General features: G+C 60.2%; 21 protein-coding genes. 8 read left to right on the forward strand and 13 right to left on the reverse strand.

Translation table 11 applies throughout. The features are described 5' to 3' along the window. Positions 1-90: 90 nt before the first annotated feature. The 3 genes from QZH45_RS05645 to QZH45_RS05655 are packed head-to-tail and all read right to left on the reverse strand — an operon-like array spanning position 91 to position 3495. Entirely contained in the window at positions 91-996 is a 906-nt protein-coding gene (locus QZH45_RS05645; protein ID WP_024777505.1) for an acyltransferase, read from the reverse strand. Then, positions 997-3096: a phosphate acetyltransferase gene (pta, locus tag QZH45_RS05650; RefSeq protein ID WP_024777506.1), complete on the reverse strand. Its 2100-nt coding sequence runs from the start codon at positions 3094-3096 to the stop codon at positions 997-999. It lies immediately after the preceding gene. A gap of 60 nt (positions 3097-3156) precedes the next feature. Beyond that, the gene (locus QZH45_RS05655) at positions 3157-3495 is read right to left on the reverse strand and encodes a DUF3565 domain-containing protein (protein WP_080686207.1); all 339 of its coding nucleotides are present in this window, start codon (positions 3493-3495) and stop codon (positions 3157-3159) included. On the opposite strand from QZH45_RS05655, the gene QZH45_RS05660 reads away from it, so the two are divergent. From QZH45_RS05660 to QZH45_RS05670, 3 genes are all read left to right on the forward strand, one after another. Continuing rightward, on the forward strand, positions 3464-3949 hold the full coding sequence (locus tag QZH45_RS05660; protein WP_024777507.1) for an FKBP-type peptidyl-prolyl cis-trans isomerase: 486 nt from the start codon (positions 3464-3466) through the stop codon (positions 3947-3949). The genes QZH45_RS05655 and QZH45_RS05660 overlap by 32 nt on opposite strands. A 113-nt stretch (positions 3950-4062) precedes the next feature. After that, the gene (locus QZH45_RS05665; RefSeq protein WP_024777508.1) at positions 4063-4545 is read left to right on the forward strand and encodes a glutathione peroxidase; all 483 of its coding nucleotides are present in this window, start codon (positions 4063-4065) and stop codon (positions 4543-4545) included. Positions 4546-4793: 248 nt separating this feature from the next. Further along, entirely contained in the window at positions 4794-5897 is a 1104-nt protein-coding gene (locus tag QZH45_RS05670; protein ID WP_024777509.1) for an NADH:flavin oxidoreductase, read from the forward strand. 116 nt (positions 5898-6013) lie between these two features. On the opposite strand, the gene QZH45_RS05675 is transcribed toward QZH45_RS05670, so the two are convergent. Continuing rightward, positions 6014-7210 (reverse strand): glycosyltransferase family 4 protein, encoded by a 1197-nt coding sequence (locus QZH45_RS05675; protein ID WP_055136179.1) that lies wholly within the window; start codon positions 7208-7210, stop codon positions 6014-6016. Between the two features lie 40 nt (positions 7211-7250). Next, positions 7251-8006: a sulfate transporter CysZ gene (gene cysZ, locus QZH45_RS05680; RefSeq protein WP_024777511.1), complete on the reverse strand. Its 756-nt coding sequence runs from the start codon at positions 8004-8006 to the stop codon at positions 7251-7253. A gap of 310 nt (positions 8007-8316) precedes the next feature. Between cysZ and trxB the strand changes: the two genes are divergently transcribed. Next, positions 8317-9279, forward strand: a complete 963-nt coding sequence (gene trxB, locus QZH45_RS05685) for a thioredoxin-disulfide reductase (protein WP_003205459.1) — start codon at positions 8317-8319, stop codon at positions 9277-9279. A 184-nt stretch (positions 9280-9463) separates the two neighbouring features. Here trxB and QZH45_RS05690 read toward each other — a convergent pair whose 3' ends face one another. The 6 genes from QZH45_RS05690 to folM form a co-directional block, all read right to left on the reverse strand. Further along, the gene (locus tag QZH45_RS05690; protein ID WP_024777512.1) at positions 9464-10714 is read right to left on the reverse strand and encodes a 2-aminoadipate transaminase; all 1251 of its coding nucleotides are present in this window, start codon (positions 10712-10714) and stop codon (positions 9464-9466) included. A 272-nt stretch (positions 10715-10986) separates the two neighbouring features. Continuing rightward, on the reverse strand, positions 10987-11325 hold the full coding sequence (locus tag QZH45_RS05695; protein ID WP_024777513.1) for a HopJ type III effector protein: 339 nt from the start codon (positions 11323-11325) through the stop codon (positions 10987-10989). After that, the gene (locus QZH45_RS05700) at positions 11318-11614 is read right to left on the reverse strand and encodes a DUF1244 domain-containing protein (RefSeq protein ID WP_024777514.1); all 297 of its coding nucleotides are present in this window, start codon (positions 11612-11614) and stop codon (positions 11318-11320) included. The genes QZH45_RS05695 and QZH45_RS05700 overlap by 8 nt, the downstream gene beginning before the upstream one ends. An 83-nt stretch (positions 11615-11697) precedes the next feature. Next, positions 11698-12078, reverse strand: a complete 381-nt coding sequence (gene folX, locus QZH45_RS05705; RefSeq protein WP_055135128.1) for a dihydroneopterin triphosphate 2'-epimerase — start codon at positions 12076-12078, stop codon at positions 11698-11700. Continuing rightward, positions 12079-12639: a GTP cyclohydrolase I FolE gene (gene folE, locus QZH45_RS05710; RefSeq protein ID WP_024777516.1), complete on the reverse strand. Its 561-nt coding sequence runs from the start codon at positions 12637-12639 to the stop codon at positions 12079-12081. Positions 12640-12659: 20 nt separating this feature from the next. Further along, positions 12660-13370: a dihydromonapterin reductase gene (folM, locus tag QZH45_RS05715; RefSeq protein WP_055135127.1), complete on the reverse strand. Its 711-nt coding sequence runs from the start codon at positions 13368-13370 to the stop codon at positions 12660-12662. 235 nt (positions 13371-13605) lie between these two features. Here folM and QZH45_RS05720 point away from each other — a divergent pair, with 235 nt between their 5' ends. Continuing rightward, complete coding sequence (locus QZH45_RS05720; protein ID WP_055135126.1) at positions 13606-14565, forward strand: MerR family transcriptional regulator; 960 nt, start codon at positions 13606-13608, stop codon at positions 14563-14565. A gap of 138 nt (positions 14566-14703) precedes the next feature. Here the strand turns inward: QZH45_RS05720 and QZH45_RS05725 are convergent, their stop codons facing one another. Further along, the gene (locus QZH45_RS05725; protein ID WP_024777519.1) at positions 14704-15309 is read right to left on the reverse strand and encodes a hypothetical protein; all 606 of its coding nucleotides are present in this window, start codon (positions 15307-15309) and stop codon (positions 14704-14706) included. Between the two features lie 52 nt (positions 15310-15361). Further along, positions 15362-15838, reverse strand: coding sequence for a PAS domain-containing protein (locus QZH45_RS05730; protein WP_024777520.1), 477 nt, complete (start codon positions 15836-15838; stop codon positions 15362-15364). A gap of 159 nt (positions 15839-15997) precedes the next feature. Between QZH45_RS05730 and QZH45_RS05735 the strand changes: the two genes are divergently transcribed. The 3 genes from QZH45_RS05735 to QZH45_RS05745 all read left to right on the forward strand — a co-directional run bounded on the left by QZH45_RS05735 (position 15998) and on the right by QZH45_RS05745 (position 18281). After that, positions 15998-16453, forward strand: a complete 456-nt coding sequence (locus tag QZH45_RS05735) for a flavodoxin (protein WP_024777521.1) — start codon at positions 15998-16000, stop codon at positions 16451-16453. A 134-nt stretch (positions 16454-16587) separates the two neighbouring features. Continuing rightward, positions 16588-17370 carry a class II aldolase/adducin family protein gene (locus QZH45_RS05740; RefSeq protein ID WP_024777522.1) on the forward strand — a complete coding sequence of 261 codons (783 nt, stop codon included), beginning with the start codon at positions 16588-16590 and terminating at the stop codon, positions 17368-17370. Beyond that, positions 17370-18281: an alpha/beta fold hydrolase gene (locus QZH45_RS05745; protein ID WP_024777523.1), complete on the forward strand. Its 912-nt coding sequence runs from the start codon at positions 17370-17372 to the stop codon at positions 18279-18281. Before QZH45_RS05740 ends, QZH45_RS05745 begins: the two co-directional genes overlap by 1 nt. Positions 18282-18300: the final 19 nt, after the last annotated feature.

An 18300-nucleotide genomic window follows, 5' to 3' on the forward strand; every position in this document is an offset into this window, starting at 1 on the left:
AGCTCGGCTCCCACAGGGATTGATGCGAACTGTTCACCAACAATCCCTGTGGGAGCCGAGCTTGCTCGCGATGAGGCCATTACAGACACCTCAAGTACCGGGATACTCGCAATGCATCTGCCCCAACAGCGCATCCTTGTCCTGCCACAACTGGTTGATCCAGCCCTGGAACTCCAGGCGATAGGCGCCGTCCTGGTCGTAGTTCTTCCCGATAAACTGCGGCGGGATAGGCAGTTCCTGGAAATGCACCACCACTTCGCCAACGTTACCGCAGAGCAGATCCCAATACCCCGGACGACCGCCGGGGTAGTGGATGGTGACGTTGATGATCGATTCCAACTGTTCACCCATTGCATCGAGCACAAACGCGATGCCGCCGGCCTTTGGCTTGAGCAGATAGCGAAACGGCGATTGCTGCTGGGCATGCTTGCCTTCGGTGAAGCGTGTGCCTTCGGCGAAGTTGAAAATGCCCACCGGGTTGTTGCGAAACTTCGCGCAGGTCTTGCGGGTGGTTTCCAGGTCCTTGCCTTTCTTTTCCGGGTGTTTCTCCAGATAGGCCTTGGAGTAGCGCTTCATGAACGGGAACCCCAGCGCCCACCAGGCCAGGCCGATCACCGGCACCCAGATCAACTCCTGCTTGAGAAAGAACTTCAGCGGGCGGACGCGGCGATTGAGCACGTACTGCAACACCATGATATCGACCCAGCTCTGGTGGTTGCTGGTGATCAGGTAGGAGTGTTGGTAATCCAGGCCCTTAAGGCCGCTGAGGTGCCAGCGGGTGCGGCGCAGCAGGTTCATCCAGGCTTTGTTGTTACTGATCCACGCTTCATGGATGTGGCTCATCAACCAGTCGGTGAAACGTTGAGCGGCGGGGAAGGGCAGCACGAGCTTGAAGATCGCCACGAGGAACAGCGGCGTGCAGCAGGCAATGGTATTGAGCGCCAACAGCAACGAGGCGATGACGCCTCGCACCGGGGCAGGCAGGAAATCCAGCATCTAAATGTCCAGGGGTCGGTTGGCGGCTTGGATCGCAGTGAGGGCGATGGTGTACACGATGTCATCGACCTGGGCGCCACGGGGGAGGTCGTTCACCGGTTTGCGCAGGCCCTGGAGCATCGGCCCGAGGCTGACGCAATCGGCACTGCGCTGGACGGCCTTGTGGGTGGTGTTGCCGGTGTTCAGGTCCGGGAAGATGAACACCGTCGCCCGCCCGGCCACCTGGCTGTTGGGCGCCAGTTGTCGTGCCACGGTTTCGTTGGCGGCGGCGTCGTACTGCAGCGGGCCGTCGATCAGCAAGCCATGCTGCGCCTCGTGGGCCAGCAAGGTGGCTTCGCGGACTTTTTCCACTTCCTCGCCGCTGGCCGATTCGCCGCTGGAATAGCTGAGCATGGCCACTCGTGGGGTGATGCCGAACGCGGCGGCAGAGTCGGCGCTTTGCAGGGCGATCTCCGCCAGCTCCGCAGCGCTGGGATGCGGATTCATCACGCAATCGCCATAGACCAGCACCTCTTCGGGAAACAGCATGAAGAACACCGACGACACCAGGGAGCAGCCCGGCGCCGTCTTGATCAGCTGCAGGGCCGGGCGGATGGTATTGGCGGTGGAGTGGACGACGCCGGACACCAGCCCGTCGACTTCGTCCAGCGCCAGCATCATCGTGCCGATCACCACAGTGTCTTCCAGTTGCTGCTCGGCCATCGGTGCATTCAGACTTTTGCTCTTGCGCAGCCGCACCATCGGCTCGACGTAACGCTCGCGGATCGAGTCCGGGTCGAGAATCTCCAGCCCCGGCGGCAGTTCGATGCCCTGGGCGCGGGCCACCGCCTCGACGTCGGCCGGTTTGGCCAGCAACACGCAGCGGGCGATGCCGCGGGCCTGGCAAATGGCGGCGGCCTGGACCGTCAGCGGTTCGCTGCCTTCCGGCAGGACGATGCGCTTGTTGGCGGCCTGGGCGCGCTGGATCAATTGATAGCGGAACACCGCCGGCGACAGGCGCATTTCCCGCGGCGTGCCGCAGCGCTGGTGCAGCCACTGGGCGTCCAGGTGGCTGGCGACGAAATCGGTGATGATCTCAGCGCGTTCGCGGTCGTCGATCGGGATTTCCTTGTTCAGGCTGTTGAGCAGGTTGGCGGTGTCATAGGAGCCCGTGCTCACTGACAACACCGGCAGGCCCGCCTGCAGCGCGCCGCGGCACAGTTCCATGATGCGTGGGTCGGGCAGGGTGTCGCTGGTCAACAATAGACCGGCCAGCGGTACACCGTTGATGGCGGCCAGGCTCACTGCCAGGATGATGTCGTCGCGATCACCGGGTGTCACCACCAGCACGCCAGGCTTGAGCAGCTCCACGGTGTTGCGCATGGTGCGAGCGCAAATGATGATGTTGCTCATGCGTCGGCTTTCGTAATCGCCGGCATTGAGCACCTGGGCGCCCATCAAATCGGCTACGTCGCGGGTGCGCGGGGCGTTGAGTTCGGGCCGGAAGGGAATGCAGCCCAGCAGGCGGAAGTCGCCGCTGCGCAGCAAGGGCGAATGCTCCTTGAGCCGGGCGGAAAACGCTTCCATGCTTTCGTCGGTACGGACCTTGTTGAGGATCACGCCGAGGACCTTCGGATCTTTCGGCCCACCGAACAATTGCGCCTGCAACTCAACCCGCCCGGACAGCTCGGTCAGCACTTCGTTTTCCGGCGCCGACACCAGGATCACCTCGGCGTCCAGGCTCTTGGCCAGGTGCAGGTTGACCCGGGCGGCATAACTGGCGTTGCGGGTCGGGACCATGCCCTCGACCACCAGTACGTCCTTGCCGATGGCCGCCTGCTGGTAGAGGGTAATGATTTCTTCCAGCAGCTCATCGAGCTGGCCGTCGCCAAGCATGCGCTCGACGTGAGCCAGGCCCAGAGGCTGTGGCGGCTTGAGGCCGTGGGTGCGGGCCACCAGCTCGGTCGAACGTTCCGGGCCGGTGTCGCCGGGGTGGGGCTGGGCGATGGGTTTGAAAAAACCGACCTTCAGCCCGGCCCGCTCAAGGGTGCGCACCAGCCCGAGGCTGATGGAAGTCAGGCCCACACCAAAATCGGTGGGCGCGATAAAAAAAGTTTGCATGCGGATTCTCTAAGGGAGCATGGCAAAGGCGAGGCCTATGTATAGCCGTCTACCATCCATTCAGTCACCAAGATTATCGCTAACCGGCGCCTGAGCACACCAGCCGCAATCAAAGGGCTGGCCTATTTTTTCAATACGTTGCGTTGGATCCAGCACCCACGCCCGGGATTGCCACGGTGGCTGGTGGCGCAGGTGCTGGGTATGCCCACAGGACAGCTCCGCAACCCAGTGACCCTCCTCGTCCTGGTGCAAACCAATGACCGTCGGTCTGGGTGCGCAAGTCCGTTTGTCAGGGTTCCGTTCGCTTTCGGGCAAATCCTTGTTTAGACTTGTCCGTTCTTCATTCTTATGCAAAAGGTCTCGCCCCATGCTGATCGCCGCCAATAAGGCTGTCTCCATCGACTATACCCTGACCAACGACGCTGGTGAGGTCATCGACAGCTCTGCCGGCGGCGCTCCGCTGGTCTACCTGCATGGCGCAGGCAACATCATCCAGGGCCTGGAGAAAGCCCTGGAAGGTAAAACCACCGGTGACGAACTGAACGTGACCGTTGAACCGGAAGACGCCTACGGCGAATACTCCGCCGAACTGGTCAGCACCCTGAGCCGCAGCATGTTCGAAGGCGTGGACGAGCTGGAAGTGGGCATGCAGTTCCATGCGTCGGCGCCGGATGGCCAGATGCAGATCGTCACCATCCGCGACCTGGACGGCGACGACGTCACTGTTGACGGCAACCACCCACTGGCCGGTCAACGCCTGAACTTCAAGGTCAAGGTTGTCGACATCCGCGATGCCAGCCAGGAAGAAGTTGCCCATGGTCACGTCCATGGCGAAGGTGGTCATCACCACTGATTTCTGCGCTACGCTCAAGTGAACCGGAAAGGCGCCATGCGGCGCCTTTTTAGTCGGTTGCTCTCGGCATTACCCATGGCTATTTCGAAAGATCCGCAAACCTGGAGTTCGTCATGAGTGCTTTTCACGACCTTAAACTGAAAGCCCTGGATGGTCAGGAGCTTCCTCTGGCGCCTTTCAAGGGGCAAGTCGTGCTGGTGGTCAACGTCGCCTCCAAATGTGGCCTGACGCCTCAGTACGCTGCGCTGGAAAATCTCTATCAGCAGTACAAGTCCAGGGGCTTCAGCATCCTGGGCCTGCCTTGCAATCAGTTCGCGGGGCAAGAGCCTGGCACCGAGCAGGAAATCCAGGCGTTCTGCAGCAATAATTATGGCGTGACGTTTCCGCTGTCCAGCAAGTTGGAAGTAAACGGTCACGACCGGCATCAACTTTACCGCCTGCTGGCGGGCGAGGGCGCCGAATTCCCCGGAGACATTACCTGGAACTTCGAGAAGTTTCTGCTCGGCAAGGACGGCCGCGTGTTGGCCCGCTTCTCGCCGCGCACAGCGCCGGATGACCCGGCGGTAATCCAGGCAATTGAAAAAGCGCTGGGCTGAACCTTCACCGTTGTGGCGAGGGAGCTTGCTTGCGTACTGTGGGAGCAAGGCTTGCCTGCGATGAAGGTGATGGGACCTTTCAGAAATCGGGGTGCCTGGTTCGCGAGCAAGCGTTGCTCCCACATTCAGGTGCCTTTGCGCACCCTTTTTAACCTTTATCACTCCAATCAATAGTGCTACCCAGCACTCCCCTCGCTGCATATTATCGTCGTCATATCGACCTGCGACCTTGTCCCGTGGAGTGCCCCATGCCTGTAAAAGCCCTGTTCAAACCTTTTCAACTCGGTGCGTTCGAGCTGCCGACCCGGGTCGTGATGGCGCCGATGACCCGTTCCTTTTCACCGGGCGGCGTGCCGAACGCCAAGGTCATCGAATATTACCGTCGCCGCGCAGCGGCCGGGGTTGGCCTGATCATCACCGAAGGCACGACGGTCGGGCACAAGGCTTCCAACGGGTATCCGAACGTGCCGCACTTCTATGGCGATGCAGCGCTCGCCGGTTGGAAGCAAGTGGTCGATGCAGTGCATGCCGAAGGCGGCAAGATCGTTCCACAGTTGTGGCATGTGGGCAGTGTACGCCGCACCGGGACCGAGCCGGATGCCAGCGTGCCGGGTTATGGCCCGACCGAGAAGCTCAAGGACGGCCAGGTGGTGGTCCACGGTATGACCCAGGCAGACATCGACGATGTCATCGCCGCTTTCGCCCAGGCAGCGAAAGACGCCCAGAGTATCGGCATGGATGGCGTGGAGATCCATGGCGCCCATGGTTACCTGGTGGACCAGTTCTTCTGGGAAGGCAGCAACCAACGCACCGACGGTTACGGTGGCAGCCTGGCCAACCGTTCGCGATTTGCCATTGAGTTGATTCGTGCCGTGCGTGCAGCCGTGGGCGACGGGTTCCCGATCATCTTCCGGTTCTCCCAATGGAAACAACAGGATTACACCGCGCGTCTGGTGCAGACCCCGGAAGCCTTGGGCGAATTCCTCAAGCCACTGTCCGATGCTGGCGTGGATATCTTCCACTGCTCGACCCGTCGCTTCTGGGAGCCGGAGTTCGACGGTTCTGAACTGAACCTGGCCGGCTGGACTCGCAAGCTGACCGGTAAACCGACCATCACCGTCGGCAGCGTCGGTCTGGATGGCGAGTTCCTGCAGTTCATGGTCAATACCGACAAGGTCGCGCAGCCGGCGAGCCTGGAGAAACTCCTGGAACGCCTGAACAATGATGAATTCGACCTGGTGGCGGTCGGGCGTGCGCTGCTGGTGGATCCGGACTGGGCGCAGAAAGTGCGTGAAGGTCGGGAGCAGGAGATCCTGCCATTCAGCCGCGAAGCGCTGATGACGCTGGTCTGAGTCGCCTGCACCGACGCCATCGCGGGCAAGCCTTGCTCCCACATTGGATCTTCAGCGGACAGCTCATTTGTGAACTGCTGATAACCCGGTGGGAGCAAGGCTTGCCCGCGATGCTTTCAGCGATGCGGCACTGCCTGCGGCAGTGTCGATAGGGCCTGGCAAGCCCCCCGTAATTGCGCCTCGAACTGCTCGATCACTGACGCCCAACCCTGGCGACTGGCATGCTGGCGGGCATTGAGCCTCACGCAACGTAACGCTTCGGGCTCCTCCAGCAGCCAACGGGCCGCATCGCAGAATGCGTCCTCATCCCCCGGCATTGCCAGCACGCCGTTGTAGCCATGGCGGATGTGTTGTGCTGCGGCGGCCTGGTCGTAGGCCACCACACCCAGCCCGGACGCGAGGGCCTCCAGCACGACGTTGCCGAAGGTTTCGGTCAGGCTTGGAAAGACGAACACATCCCCACTGGCATAGTGGCTGGCCAGCGTCTCGCCTCGCTGGGTACCGCAAAAAATCGCGTCGGGCAGTTCCTGCTCCAGGGCGGACCGTTGCGGGCCGTCGCCGATCACCACCAGCTTCATCCGTCGCTGCGGGAACGCATTGCATATCCTGTCGAAACAACGCTTGAGCAAGCCGAGGTTCTTCTCCGGTGCCAGGCGCCCAACGTGGATCACGGCAATATCGTCATCGCCCAGGCCCCAGCTTTCGCGCAGGGTGGTCGAGCGCTTGACCGGATGGAATAACTGGCTGTCCACGCCGCGGGACAACAGCATGACGCGCTCGAAATGCCGCCGTTCCAATTCCAGTTGCTGGCTTGGGCTGGGCACCAGTGTCAGGTTGGAGCGGTTGTGAAACCAGCGCAGGTAATGGGTGAGTGCGCGACTGAGCAACCCAAGGCCGTACTGCCGTGTGTATTGCTGGAAATTGGTGTGAAAGCCACTGACTACCGAGATACCCAGGCGCCGCGCCGCCCGCAACGCCGATAAACCCAGCGGCCCTTCGGTAGCGATGTACAGCACATCGGGCCGCTGACGCATCCAGCGCCGCAGCAGCTTGTGCATTGAGACCTGCCCCCACTGCAACCCCGGATATCCCGGCAGAGGCCAGCCCCGGCACAGCAACAGCTCGTCGCTGGCCTGGCGTTGATCCGGTGCCTGTCGCGGACGCACCAGCTCAACCCTGTGGCCTCGGGCACGCAGGCCTTCGTGCAAGCGGCCCAGGGTGTTGGCCACGCCATTGATTTCCGGCGGGAAGGTTTCAGTGACAAGGGTGATATGCAGGTGTGTGCTCATGACCCCAGTGTCGACCGGGGCCATTTCGCCAGTGTGACGCCTGAATGATGGATTTGTGACCGGTTCAGCCCTGGCGGGCCAGCGCCGTCTCGGCCCCTTGCTCGCGCACCCAGAACAGGGTCGCCCCGGCCACCGCCGCCGGCATCATCAGGATGTTGACCACCGGGATCAGCAGCACCAGGTAGACGCTGCCGCCAAAGCCGAGGCTCTGCCAGCGTTTCTGACGCAACCAGGCGAGCATTTCGTTCCAGCCCAGCTTGTGGTTGTCCGCCGGGTAGTCGATGTACTGGATCGCCATCATCCATATGCCGAACAGCAGCCACAGCGGTGCGGCCACCAGATTGATCACGGGAATGAACGACAGCACGAACAACCCCAGGGCGCGGGGCAGGAAGTAGCCGAGCTTGCGTGCCTCCCGGGCCAAGGTGCGCGGGATCATGGCGACCAACTCACCCCAACTGAAGGCCGGGAAGTCATCGGTGCCACGGACCACCACCTCGACCTTCTCCGCCAGAAAACCGTTGAACGGCGCAGCGATGACATTGGCGAGCATCGTGAAGGTAAAGAACACCATCAGCACCACCAGCACCACGAACAATGGCCAGAGGATGTAGCTGAGGAAACTCAGCCAGTCCGGCAGCGATGGCATCAACGTGTCGACCCACAGGCTGAACTGATGGCCGGCCAGGTAGATCAGACCGATGAACAATACGAGGTTGATCGCCAGCGGCAATAATACAAATAGACGCAGGCCCGGACTCAGGACCAGCTTGAGGCCTTCTTGCAGGTATTGCGGGCCGGACAGTACGGGGGCGGGCATGGGCAGCTCCGAGAGAAGTTGAACGCGCCGACCTTACCGGCTTTGCCCGGCGCGGGAAAGCGTCTACACGGCGTGTAACAGGTTTGTTGAACAGGCCGCTCTATTGAAAGCTCCACCCGATATAGAACTCACCTATGAGCTGGATTGTTAAACCGTATTTCCTTAATCTTCGCTCCCTCGATACGCTGCACCCATTCTTTTTCAGGGCCGTCGGACCAAAGCCTTCCCCAAGTGCATCAACGGCCCTTTTTTTATTCCCGCCGCTCACCCGGCGCTCCGGCTCGCAAGGGCTGGTCAATTGGAGCAGGTCATGTCTGAAGTTCGTCATTCGCGAGTCATTATTCTCGGTTCCGGCCCTGCCGGTTACAGCGCCGCAGTTTATGCGGCCCGTGCCAACCTCAAGCCACTGCTGATCACCGGCATGCAGGCCGGCGGTCAACTGACCACCACCACCGAAGTCGACAACTGGCCGGGCGATGTCCACGGCCTGACCGGCCCGGCGTTGATGGAGCGCATGAAAGAACACGCCGAGCGCTTCGAGACCGAAATCGTCTTCGACCATATCAATGCCGTGGATTTCGCCGCCAAGCCGTACACCCTGACCGGTGACAGCGCGACCTACACCTGCGACGCCCTGATCATCGCCACCGGTGCCAGCGCCCGTTACCTGGGCCTGCCATCGGAAGAGGCGTTCATGGGCAAGGGCGTTTCCGCCTGCGCCACCTGCGACGGTTTCTTCTACCGTAACAAGCCGGTGGCCGTGGTCGGTGGCGGCAACACCGCTGTCGAGGAGGCCCTGTACCTGGCCAACATCGCCAGCACTGTCACCCTGATCCACCGTCGCGAAACCTTCCGCGCCGAGAAGATCCTGATCGACAAGCTCAATGCTCGAGTGGCCGAAGGCAAGATCATCCTCAAGCTCAATGCCACCCTGGACGAGGTGCTGGGTGACAACATGGGCGTGACTGGTGCCCGCCTGAAAAACAACGACGGCAGCTTTGACGAGATCAAGGTCGACGGCGTTTTCATCGCCATCGGCCACACGCCGAACACCTCTTTGTTCGAAGGCCAACTGGAACTCAAGGACGGTTACCTGGTGGTCAAGGGCGGCCGCGACGGCAACGCCACCGCCACCAGCGTCGAAGGCATCTTCGCTGCCGGTGACGTGGCCGACCACGTCTACCGCCAGGCCATCACCTCGGCCGGCGCCGGTTGCATGGCCGCCCTGGACACCGAGCGTTACCTGGACGGCTTGCAGAACGCTTCGTTCTGATTCATCAGGCATAAAAAAACCGGCTTCGGCCGGTTTTTTTATGTGGGTGGACTCCCTGAAAACCCTGTGGGAGCGGGCTTGCTCGCGAATGCGGTGGGTCAACCAGCACAATTTTTGACTGACATACCGCATTCGCGAGCAAGCCCGCTTCCACAAGTTTGATGCGTGCAGAAGTCTTTTGTCTTCAGCTCAGCTTCGCCAGGCACGTTTCGAGAATATCCAGACCTTCCTCCAACACTGCCGGCTCGGTCGTCAACGGCGCCAGCAAGCGGATGATGTGGCGCGACTTGCCACTGGGCATCAGCAGCAGACCCGCGTCCCGTGCCAGGGCCAGCAATTGGGTCAACTGCGCCGCTGCCGGGGTACCGTCGGCGCGGGCCAGTTCGATGCCGCGCATTGCGCCGACCCCCGTCAGGCGGCCCAGGAATGGCGTCAGCTCACGGCGGCGCCAAGATTCGTAGCGGCTGACAATCGCTTCTTCTTGTTGCGCGCCCCAGGCTTGGAGGTGCGCATCGGTCATTTCTTCCAGGGTCGCCAGTGCGGCGGCGCAGGCGATGGGGTTGCCGGAATAAGTGCCACCCAAGCCACCCTTGGGCAGGTTGTCCAGCAAAACCTTGCGCCCCACCACCGCCCCCAGCGGGACCCCGCCGGCAATGCTCTTGCCCAGCAGGATCAGGTCGGGCTCGATGCCCAGTCGCGAGAAGGCGAAACGTTGGCCGGTGCGGCCGAAGCCGGACTGAATTTCATCGATGATCAGCACGATACCCTTATCGTCGCAGAACTGCCGCAGGGCCTGGGCGAAAGGGATGTCCAGTGCCAGGAAACCCGCCTCGCCCTGTACCGGTTCGACGATGAAGCAGGCCACGTCGTTGACGTCGATCTCCACGCTGAACAACCGCTCCATGGCCTGCAAGGCTTCCGCGCAGGTCACACCGTTGTCCTTGCTGGGGTAGGGCAGATGATAGACCGGCCCCGGCAACACGCCGATTTTCTGTTTGTAGGGCGCGACCTTGCCGTTGAGGTTCAGGGTGGCCAGGGTGCGGCCATGGAAGCCGCCGTCGAAGGCGATGACGGCGGTGCGCCCCGTGGCCCCGCGCACGATCTTCAAAGCGTTTTCCGCAGCCTCCGCGCCGCTGTTGGTGAGCATGCCACTGATGGGGTAGTCCACCGGGACAAACGCTGCAAGACGCCCCATCAATTCGATATAGGGCGCATGAGGGGCGGCGTTGAAGGCGTAGTGAGTCAACCGGGTGGCCTGCTCGCCAATAGCCTCGACGACGCGGGGATGGCAATGGCCGAGGTTCAACACGCCGATGCCTCCCACGAAGTCGATGTAGCGCTTGCCGTCGGTATCCCATACCTCGGCGTTTCTGCCGTGACTGAGGCTGACGGGGTGCACGATGGAAATCGATTGGCTGATGGTTTCGCTGCTCATGGGTGACGGCTCGAAGGAAGAAAGGATTTCCTTTATCTAAGCCGTGAGCAGTGGGAGCCGGCAAACGAAATAAAGTTGCCGGGTCAATCTTAAAAGTCGGGATGTGGGTAAGTACCACACAATCAGGGTTGGACTGTTCTTGTGGCGAGCGGATTCATCCCCGCTGGACTGCGAAGCAGTCCGAAACCAGCCTTGCTGCATTGACACATCGCGAAGCTGTTGGGGTCGCTACGCGACCCAGCGGGGATGAATCCCCTCGCCACAAGCGGGGATCAGCGGCGTTGCAGTGGCTGGGCCGCGAACTTCACGCCCGCCAGTCCATGGACCATCAGCGCGCGGATGTTGCCATGGTCGTTGCCGTCGGGAGTGTTCAGCACCGAGCGGTAATGCTCGCCGAACGCCAGCAGCGCTTCTTCATCGCTCAAGCCTTCGAGCAAGGCCAGGCCGAGGGTCTTGCAGGAGCCTTCGTTTTGTCCGGCAGCGTTTTCCACGTCGCCGTTGGTGAACGGCTGGGGCTGATAGTCGTAGCCATCGTTGATGAAGGCCAGGGTATCGGCGAAAGCGTGTTCGCCGCTCTGGAGGCGGGTGCGCAGGGTTTTCAGATCAGGCATCGGGTTTTCCTTTGGCGAACGCCGCTTGCTGCTCGGCGCTGGCTTCTTGCTGGTATTGGGCTTTCCATTCGGCGTACGGCATGCCGTAGACCCTTTCACGGGCGTCATCGAGGCTGACGTCGATCTGACGTTCATCGGCAGCGGCCTTGTACCACTTGGACAGGCAGTTGCGGCAGAAGCCGGCGAGATTCATCAGGTCGATGTTCTGTACGTCCTTGCGGCTGTCCAGGTGGGCAACGAGCCGACGGAAAGCGGCGGCTTCGAGTTCGAGGCGTTGTTGGTCGTTCATGAGGGTCTCTTCGAGACAGCTGCAAGCTGCAAAATGGGTTGCGGTGATCAAGCTTACAGTGAATGGCTTGCAGCTTGTAGCGGCTACGGAGTCGCCCGGCTTGCCGCCAAGGTAATCGACACCGATTCGGCGAAACGCAAGGCGTGGGGTTTGTCGACTTCGACTTCGGCGTAGTGCACCGATTTGTTGGTCATGACCAGGTCCAGCAGCTCTTGGGTCAGGCGTTCCAACAGAGCGAAGCGATTGCCTTCCACGTGGGCGATGATCGCTTTGGTGATGGTGCGGTAGTTCAGCGCGTGATCGATGTCGTTGTCGCGTACCGCTTCCTGTGCCGGGTAGAGGATGGTCAGGTTGATCAGGACATCCTGTTTGTTGAGGATTTCATCCTCGTTGATCCCGATGAAAGTGCGCAGGCGCAGGTCCTTGACCCGGATACGCGCCATGGCTGGCTGAAGTTGTGGCATTTACTTGCTCCGTCGAATCAATTGCAGGAACTCCTGGCGAGTGGTGCTGGATTCGCGAAAAGCCCCGAGCATCACTGAAGTGTTCATGGTCGAGTTCTGTTTTTCGACACCGCGCATCATCATGCACATGTGCTGGGCCTCGATGACCACCGCGACACCGGCGGCCTGGGTAACCTGTTGCACCGCGGCGGCGATTTGCCGGGTGAGGTTTTCCTGGATCTGCAGACGGCGGGCGAACATGTCCACCAGCCGGGCGATCTTCGACAGTCCCAGGACCTTGCCCGTAGGAATATAAGCTACATGGGCCTTGCCGATGAAGGGCAGCAAATGATGTTCGCACAGGGAATAGAGTTCGATGTCGGCGACGATCACCATCTCGTCGCTGTCCGAATCGAACAGGGCGCCATTGACGATCTGTTCGACGCTTTGCTCGTATCCGTGGCAAAGGTACTGCATGGCCTTGGCGGCGCGAGCCGGTGTGTCCAGCAGGCCTTCGCGCTCCGGATCTTCACCCAGGCCGATGAGGATCTCGCGGTAATTCTGGGGCAGGGATAGCGCCATGATGGATCCTCGAAGCTAGGCTATTTGATGTGCCGTCCGCCGTTGACGGTCAGGGTCGTGCCGGTGACATAGGGGTTGTCCAGCAAATACCGCAGGCTCTGGTAGATGACTTCGCTACCGGGTTCGAAGCCCAGCGCCGACTTGGCCAGGGTCCTGGCGCGATAAGCGGCGTCGTCTTCGGCCTTGAACAGTAGCAGGGCCGGCGCAATACCGTTGACCTTGATCGCCGGAGCGAACTTCGCCGCGAACGACAGGGTCAGGCTGTCGAGCCCAGCCTTGGTGGCGCAATAAGCGATGTGTTTGCTGCTACCCTTGCGGGTTACATCATCGCTGATATGCACGATATCTGCTGGGGCTGAACGCTGTAGCAACTCGGCACAATGCAAGTTGATCAGATACGGCGCAAGCATGTGCACGTTGAACATGGCGCTGAAGGCCGCCGTCTCATCGCCCGGCACTTCGACCAGCCACGCCGAGGCGTTATGTACAATGGCCCGCAACCGGTCTGTGTGCTGCTTGAGCTGTTCGATAAAAGCCAGGATCCCGCCTTCGCTGGAAAAATCGGCAAACAGCGCGGTCGCCCCCAGATCCCGGAGCACCTGTACGCCTGGACGCTCGGTGCGATAAGTGACGATGACCGGATGACCGTCTTCAAGCAATCGGCGGGCACAGTGCAAGCCGACACGCTGGGCTGCGCCGGTGAGCAGAATAGGGGCGTCGGTACTGGGCATGGACTGGCTCGGTTCACGGCAGAGGCGAAACTATATCAGTGACTGCGCAGTGTACCTATTTGAACCAATGGGCTGGATCATTCGTTCAGGAATTTGTCATGCCGGTTTGCCGGCGGGTATTTTTTTGTTACGAAAAACAACAAATTTGAATATCGGAACGGTTTGTTCTTGTCATCTTATGACTAGGAGGGGGTAAACTGGGATCCAATTTACCAACCGGGCCTGTTGGATAAAGATGAGCGTAATCACCGACGATCAGTTCGTTTTCCAAGCAGCAGCGGGCCTGGAGCGTGAAGACCTGTTTCCCATCCGCGAAGTTTCGCGACTCACGGGGGTGAACCCAGTGACCTTGCGTGCATGGGAGCGTCGCTACGGTCTTATCCAGCCGACACGTACCGAAAGCGGTCATCGCCTGTATTCCTTGGGCGATATCGAAAAGGTACGCAGCATCCTTGCCTGGATCGAACGCGGGGTCGCCGTCAGTAAAATCAGCAAGATCCTGAGCAAGACCGAAGCGTTGCAACCTGTTTCCGCGTTGATTCCATCGGATCTGGTGAGGGTCGACTATGCACAATGGCAGCACCAGGTCGCGGTCGCAGTCTCCAACTTTGACGATGTAGAGCTGGATCGCATCTACGGGCAGATTTTTTCCAGCTACGCGGTGCCGATCGTTTTTCAACGCATCCTGATGCCGCTCTGGCAGCAACTGCTGCAACGGCGGCAGGATTTCGGACAGACCAGCGAATGGCTGTTTTTCGATGGATTCCTGCGATCGCGTGTCGCGCAACGGCTCTTGCTCAAGCGCGAGGATCAGTCGCGACGCGTTCTGGTCAGCGCCATTGCCGGCCAGTGCCGTGAGCTGGAACTGCTGGTGACGGCACTGTATGTGTCGAAGGCGAAAGTGGGGATCAGGTTGATGACCGTCGGCCAGCCATTCGACGAACTGACCCTGGTATGCCAGAAGACTCAACCCTTGGCGCTGGTACTGGTGTCCAACCATGCACCGGTCGCCGAATTGCCCAAGCGCCTGAACAGGTTGGCCATGAGCCTGGATTGCCCGTTGATGTTGGCCGGTGATGCATCCGACCTGATGCAGGAAAGCCTGGCAGGATCGTCGATCGGTTGCCTGGGCAATGACGGAACGGTGATTCACCAGCGCTTGCGTCAGTTGCTGGCAGGTAACCTGGATACCTGAGTGGCCCGTGTAGCCAGGCTCTGTAGGAAAAGCCTTGATACTCGTTCATGCAGCGTTGAGAACAGCCTCGCCTGACCTTCGTCTCAAGACTTTCCGTACAGAGCCTAATTCAAGCACTCGAATTAGCCGTACAGGCCCCTAGAGGTGCATGGCCGGATGGGACAGGCGATGCTGCTGGAGAATGTATTGACGCAGGCGCTCGGTCTCGTCCTGGTCGTTCTGGTTCAAATGATAGGCATACAGGCCTTGATCGGTTTCCCGTTCGAAGGTGCCGCGCAACGAAATCCTTTCGTAACCTGAGGGGCTGAACCAGAGAACGAATTGCTTTGGTGGTTTGGTACGGTTGCGGTTTTCCAGCAGCACACCCTTGCAAGACACCTCGTGGACCCACAAAGGCCCTGGTTGACCCTTGGCATTTTCCAGTGCTACCGGCTCCTGGAGGGTCAGTCGCCATGGGCGTACCTTCGGTCCGTCCTCGTAGATACTCGGAACGCCCAGGCGCAAGTGCATCGCGTGGAATTCATCTTCCACAAGGTGCAACGGGAAGGTCATTTGCTGGTTTTCGAAGTTGGCTTGCAGCGTCACCTGCTCGTTGGCCGCAAGACGCGTCAGCAGGTCACGGATCTGCGACCCGCTATTGACCAGCAGGCTGGATGTCACATCCCGCTCATTCAATTGCGGAATGTGTTGCATGGTCCGGATGAAGTCCAGCTCATCCTGGGTCAGGAGGGCGTCACGCTGCATGGTGTGCTCGAAATGATTTTGCGTTTTCACTGGTGATTGTAGTGACTGACCGTTAATTCGTCGTTTTGTTTATGCCGTTCGTCGCATTGAGATGAGCAATCGTTGCCCGGGCTTCGGCCAATTCCTTTTCCAACTGGGCAACGCGTTGTTGCGCCTTGACCTGGGCCGTCACGTCTTTTTGCACGCCCACGAAATAGGTGTGCCCATCCGCCTCGTTTTTTACCGTGGACAGCGACAACTCATTCCAGAACGGCGTGCCGTCCTTGCGATAGTTGCGAAGCACCTCTCGACAGGTACCGCCTTGCTTCAGGGTCTTGCGAATTCGCTCCAGGGACGGTTGATCACGATCCCCCGATTGCAGAAAGCGGCAATCCTGATAAAGGATCTCGTCTCGGCTATAACCGGTCAGCCGTTCGAAGGCCGGGTTCACGTAGATCAGAATGTTGTCTTCGTCGCCTTCCTTTTCGGCGATGACGATTCCGTCATTGGAAGCATTGATCACCAATTGCATCAGTTGCGCATTGATCATGGAGCAGGTCCTTTTTCATAGCCCATGTAGATACGGCATTATTGGAAGAAGCCGGTGCGATGTCTACGGGCCATCAGTGCTTATTGAGGGTGATCGTAGCGGCGCGGGTCAGGCTGTTACTATCGCGTTTCTCTTTTATTCAGGCTCAGGACCAGATTGATGAAAGTCGCCATCCTTTCCGGCTCGGTGTACGGCACCGCTGAAGAAGTCGCTCGACATGCTGCCAGGCTGCTCGGCGAAGCAGGCTTTGAAATCCTGCACAATCCGCGGGTAACCCTGGCCGATATTCAGGCATTCAGCCCGCATGCCTTACTGGCTGTGACATCCACCACCGGCATGGGCGAACTGCCGGACAATCTGATGCCGCTGTATTCGATAGTCCGCGATCAACTGCCAGCGTCCTTTCGCGGCCTGCCCGGTGCGGTTATCGGCCTGGGGGATGCCAGTTATGGCGATACCTTCTGCGGCGGTGGCGAACAGATGCGAGAGCTGTTCGCCGAGTTGGGCGTGCGCGAGGTGCTGCCGATGCTGCGCCTGGATGCCAGCGAAAGCGTCACTCCGGAAACCGATGCTGAACCTTGGTTGGGCGAGTTGGTTGACGCGTTGCGTGGTTGAGGGCAGCGGCGGGTTCCTATGGGTGACCCGCTCGGTCATTAAGCTGGCTGCCAAGGCAACTACCGTCCCGGTAAGGGCTGACTAGACTGGTTCTCCTGTGCAAGTACTATAACGATAAGCCAGAGGTCAGAGCCGTGAGCGTAGCGCCCATCCAATCGACACTCAGCATCAAGGACCAGGTCAGTGCCGCTGAATGGCAAACCCGTATCGATCTTGCCGCCTGCTACCGGCTGGTCGCGCTGTATGGCTGGGATGACCTGATTTTCACCCATATCTCCGCGAAGGTTCCCGGCACCGAGGATTTTCTGATCAACCCTTTCGGGTTGATGTTTCATGAGATCACCGCCTCGAACCTGGTCAAGGTCGATCTGGCCGGCCACAAGCTGATGGATAGCCCCTACGAAATCAATCCGGCCGGCTACACCATCCACAGTGCGGTGCACGAGGCACGAGACGATGTTGCCTGCGTGCTGCACACCCATACCGCTGCCGGCGTGGCGGTATCGGCCCAGAAACAAGGCGTATTGCCGATCAGCCAACAGTCTTTGTTCGTGTTATCGAGCCTTGCCTATCACGCTTATGAAGGCGTCGCCCTGAATCATGAAGAGAAGGCCCGCCTGCAGGTCGACCTGGGGGATCGCAACTTCCTGATGCTGCATAACCATGGGCTGCTGACGTGCGCTGGCACCATCGCCGATACATTCCTGATGATGTTTACCTTCCAGCGTGCCTGCGACATACAAGTTCTGGCGCAGAACGGCGGGGCCGAGCTGATACCCATTGAGCCGAAGATACTGGCCGGTGCCCGGGCGATGATTGCCGGGGTCACCAAAAGCGCCCAGGGCATGGGCGGTGCGCTGGCCTGGCCAGCGTTGCTGCGCAAGCTCGATCAGCAAGACCAGGGCTACAGAAACTGATGCCTATGGTCCAGATTCCGCTGCGTGTCTGGCGTCAACACGGCCAGACCTTCTTGTTCCGGGGCCACACCATTCGTTATTGGGTGGCGGGACATGGTGAGCCGCTGCTACTGATCCACGGTTTCCCCACGGCCAGTTGGGACTGGCATTACCTGTGGCAGCCGCTGGCACAGCGTTATCGCGTGATCGCCTGCGACATGCTCGGTTTTGGCGACTCCGCCAAGCCGACGGACCACGTCTACAGCCTGCTTGAGCAGGCGGATCTGCAGCAGGCATTGCTGGCGCATCTGGATGAGCGGCAAGCGGTACATATTCTGGCCCACGATTATGGTGACAGTGTGGCCCAGGAGCTGATCGCCCGGCATTGCGAGGCACGCATCGAGGTCGCCAGTTGTGTGTTTCTCAATGGTGGTCTGTTTCCGGAAACCCATCGTCCGGTGCTGGTGCAGAAATTGTTGCTCAGCCCGCTGGGCTGGCTGATAGGTCGCGCTTTTTCACGCGAGGGCCTGGCCAGGAATTTTCGGCAGATCTTTGGCCCCTGGCGCGGTCCCAGCGAAAGCGAACTGGATGATTACTGGAGCCTGGTAAAAAAACACGACGGGCCACGGATCATGCACAGACTCATCCGCTACATTCCCGAACGCCGCGTGCAGCGTGATCGCTGGGTACAGGCGATGCAGCGCGGCGAGGTGCCGCTGCGGGTGATCGACGGCGCGTTCGATCCGATTTCCGGTGCACACATGGTGGCACGTTATGAGGCCCTGATCCCGAATGCAGATACGGTGCTGCTGCCCGACATCGGACATTACCCACAGACCGAAGCCCCGGTGCAGGTGCTCAAGCATTACCTGGCGTTCCGTGAAAACCTCGCGGCGCCAATGCAGCTGCGGGCCTCGGTGAAGTGTCTGTGACTGGCAGCTCCCTATCGCG

Source organism: Pseudomonas corrugata (genome assembly GCF_050920615.1).
In the GTDB taxonomy this organism is placed as follows: domain Bacteria; phylum Pseudomonadota; class Gammaproteobacteria; order Pseudomonadales; family Pseudomonadaceae; genus Aquipseudomonas; species Aquipseudomonas corrugata.

Bases quoted from the DNA above. Each gene is read 5' to 3' on its own strand.
- QZH45_RS05645 (WP_024777505.1), bottom strand. From the start codon at position 996: ATGCTGGATTTCCTGCCTGCCCCGGTGCGAGGCGTCATCGCCTCGTTG.
- pta (WP_024777506.1), bottom strand. From the start codon at position 3,096: ATGCAAACTTTTTTTATCGCGCCCACCGATTTTGGTGTGGGCCTGACT.
- QZH45_RS05660 (WP_024777507.1), top strand. From the start codon at position 3,464: ATGCTGATCGCCGCCAATAAGGCTGTCTCCATCGACTATACCCTGACC.
- QZH45_RS05655 (WP_080686207.1), bottom strand. From the start codon at position 3,495: ATGGAGACAGCCTTATTGGCGGCGATCAGCATGGGGCGAGACCTTTTG.
- QZH45_RS05665 (WP_024777508.1), top strand. From the start codon at position 4,063: ATGAGTGCTTTTCACGACCTTAAACTGAAAGCCCTGGATGGTCAGGAG.
- QZH45_RS05670 (WP_024777509.1), top strand. From the start codon at position 4,794: ATGCCTGTAAAAGCCCTGTTCAAACCTTTTCAACTCGGTGCGTTCGAG.
- QZH45_RS05675 (WP_055136179.1), bottom strand. From the start codon at position 7,210: ATGGCCCCGGTCGACACTGGGGTCATGAGCACACACCTGCATATCACC.
- cysZ (WP_024777511.1), bottom strand. From the start codon at position 8,006: ATGCCCGCCCCCGTACTGTCCGGCCCGCAATACCTGCAAGAAGGCCTC.
- trxB (WP_003205459.1), top strand. From the start codon at position 8,317: ATGTCTGAAGTTCGTCATTCGCGAGTCATTATTCTCGGTTCCGGCCCT.
- QZH45_RS05690 (WP_024777512.1), bottom strand. From the start codon at position 10,714: ATGAGCAGCGAAACCATCAGCCAATCGATTTCCATCGTGCACCCCGTC.
- QZH45_RS05695 (WP_024777513.1), bottom strand. From the start codon at position 11,325: ATGCCTGATCTGAAAACCCTGCGCACCCGCCTCCAGAGCGGCGAACAC.
- QZH45_RS05700 (WP_024777514.1), bottom strand. From the start codon at position 11,614: ATGAACGACCAACAACGCCTCGAACTCGAAGCCGCCGCTTTCCGTCGG.
- folX (WP_055135128.1), bottom strand. From the start codon at position 12,078: ATGCCACAACTTCAGCCAGCCATGGCGCGTATCCGGGTCAAGGACCTG.
- folE (WP_024777516.1), bottom strand. From the start codon at position 12,639: ATGGCGCTATCCCTGCCCCAGAATTACCGCGAGATCCTCATCGGCCTG.
- folM (WP_055135127.1), bottom strand. From the start codon at position 13,370: ATGCCCAGTACCGACGCCCCTATTCTGCTCACCGGCGCAGCCCAGCGT.
- QZH45_RS05720 (WP_055135126.1), top strand. From the start codon at position 13,606: ATGAGCGTAATCACCGACGATCAGTTCGTTTTCCAAGCAGCAGCGGGC.
- QZH45_RS05725 (WP_024777519.1), bottom strand. From the start codon at position 15,309: ATGCAGCGTGACGCCCTCCTGACCCAGGATGAGCTGGACTTCATCCGG.
- QZH45_RS05730 (WP_024777520.1), bottom strand. From the start codon at position 15,838: ATGATCAATGCGCAACTGATGCAATTGGTGATCAATGCTTCCAATGAC.
- QZH45_RS05735 (WP_024777521.1), top strand. From the start codon at position 15,998: ATGAAAGTCGCCATCCTTTCCGGCTCGGTGTACGGCACCGCTGAAGAA.
- QZH45_RS05745 (WP_024777523.1), top strand. From the start codon at position 17,370: ATGCCTATGGTCCAGATTCCGCTGCGTGTCTGGCGTCAACACGGCCAG.